General features: G+C 57.9%; 1 protein-coding gene and 1 pseudogene. One reads left to right on the top strand and one right to left on the bottom strand.

The window, feature by feature from the left end; all coding sequences use genetic code 11:
- Positions 1-118 precede the first annotated feature (118 nt).
- A pseudogene (locus QO231_RS26015) lies at positions 119-1,168 on the top strand (IS5 family transposase).
- A 151-nt stretch (positions 1,169-1,319) separates the two neighbouring features.
- On the opposite strand, the gene QO231_RS26010 reads toward QO231_RS26015, so the two are convergent.
- Positions 1,320-1,601 (bottom strand): amidohydrolase family protein, encoded by a 282-nt coding sequence (locus QO231_RS26010; protein WP_316783189.1) that lies wholly within the window; start codon positions 1,599-1,601, stop codon positions 1,320-1,322.
- Positions 1,602-1,778 lie beyond the last annotated feature (177 nt).

Here is a 1,778-nt window from a genome sequence, read left to right as displayed (position 1 = left end):
TCCTGGTTCAGGACTGGTTTCGATGAGCTGCGCCGCCGTCTCAGAGCAAACGAAAACACCCCGATCTTCGGTACGAAGTTGGCCATCAGAAAACGATTACGGACGGGAGTCGCGTAGTATGAGCAGACCAACACCCCCGACCTACAAGATCCAGAACTGGCGGGCCTAAAACGAAGCGCTCAAGCGCCGGGGCTCGCTGATGATCCTTTGGCCGGTAGGCGATTGCAGGCAATCGCCGTAAGGCTGGTTCGATCCCAAGATGACGTGGGAGGCCAAGCCGACCGGCAAGCGTGGCCGACAGCCCACCTTTAGCGACGCCGCGATCCAGACATGCCTGTCGATGAAGGTTCCGTTCGGCATGGCGCTCAGGCAGACGACCGGCTTCGTCGAGAGCTTTTTGCAATTGAGCGGGCAGGACTGGTTGGTGCCGGACTTCAGCACGGTGTCCTGCCGGTAGAAGACCCTGGCCGTGAACATCCCGTATCGGAGTTCACGGGGGCCGTTACACCTGCTCATTCCCTCTCGTGACATTGCTGCGCAATGCACTGCCGGGCAGTGGACAGCACCGGGATCAAGGTCCAGGGCGAAGGGGAGTGGAATGCCCGCAAGCATGGCGGCTCCAAACGCCGCGTCTGGCGCAATGTTCACCTCGGGATCGACGAGAAAACACCGGAAATCCGAGCGGTCGAGTTCACCGGCAGCGATATCGGCGATGCACCCATGTTGCCGGAACTGCTCGACCAGATCCCGCCCGATCAGGAGATCGACAGTGTCATCGCAGACGGTGCCTACGACACCCGTAAGTGTCACAATGCCATCCACTGCCCGGCAGTGCATGTTTACATGCACGAGAGGGGCTGACCGTGGGGCAAATGCCGTGATCCCGCCGCGCAAGAACGCAAAACCCTGGAAGCCCGACACGGCGGGAGCGATTGCGCGCAACGATGCCCTTCGGGCAACGAAATACCTCGGACGGGCACTCTGGCGGAAATGGAGTGGCTACCACCGCCGAAGTCGCGTCGAGACGAAGATGCATTGCATGAAACTGCTGGGCCAACGCCTGATGGCAAGACGCCCTGACTGCCAAGTCGCCGAACTTCAGGTTCGCGTTGCCGTTATGAACGGCTTCACCACACTCGGCATACCCCTCACAGAGGCCGTGGGATAAGTGTGTCCGGGGAAAGGGGAGGCATGGCCGCCACCCGATTTACGCAACAGAGTCACAGTTTCATCAAAATAGTCATTTTCGTTTCCTTACGGGCCATTTGCGAAATTGGTTCCTCCCGGGTTTGAGAGTGTCGTGGATCATGTTTGCAACGCTAAACGTGCGCATGAATAGCGCTTACGGTGTGCTCTACGGCGGCACGTGAAAACTCTACCTTGTCAGCCCCGTCTGGCATTGGATATAGCGAAGCCTTTTGGGTCTTCTCGTATCCGACAGGAAGCTTTCGGCCTTCCATGACCGTTCCCCAAACCTCGATATTCTTGAGCTTGGCTGCATCAATCGTCACCGGGTTGTCCGCAAGGATGGTAAAGTTGGCGAGCTTGCCCGGTTCAATACTCCCTTGCTGATGTTCCAGCCGGTGCGAGTAGATACGCAAAATCGGGCCAATGTGCAGTGAGTACGTTTGAAGGTTATGAATCGCCCCGGTTTCACCGGAGACCTATAGCTTCATTTCACGCGACCATATCGAGCACGTCGCGCTGTGCATAGAAGTTGTCTTCGGCCTCTGCTGGGGGGATGTTTCCGATGGGGCCGAGTAGACGTCTGTTGTTGA

It is taken from the genome of Sedimentitalea todarodis (genome assembly GCF_032595355.1).
In the GTDB taxonomy this organism is placed as follows: domain Bacteria; phylum Pseudomonadota; class Alphaproteobacteria; order Rhodobacterales; family Rhodobacteraceae; genus Sedimentitalea; species Sedimentitalea todarodis.
This window is presented reverse-complemented; position numbering and strand designations above follow the sequence as displayed.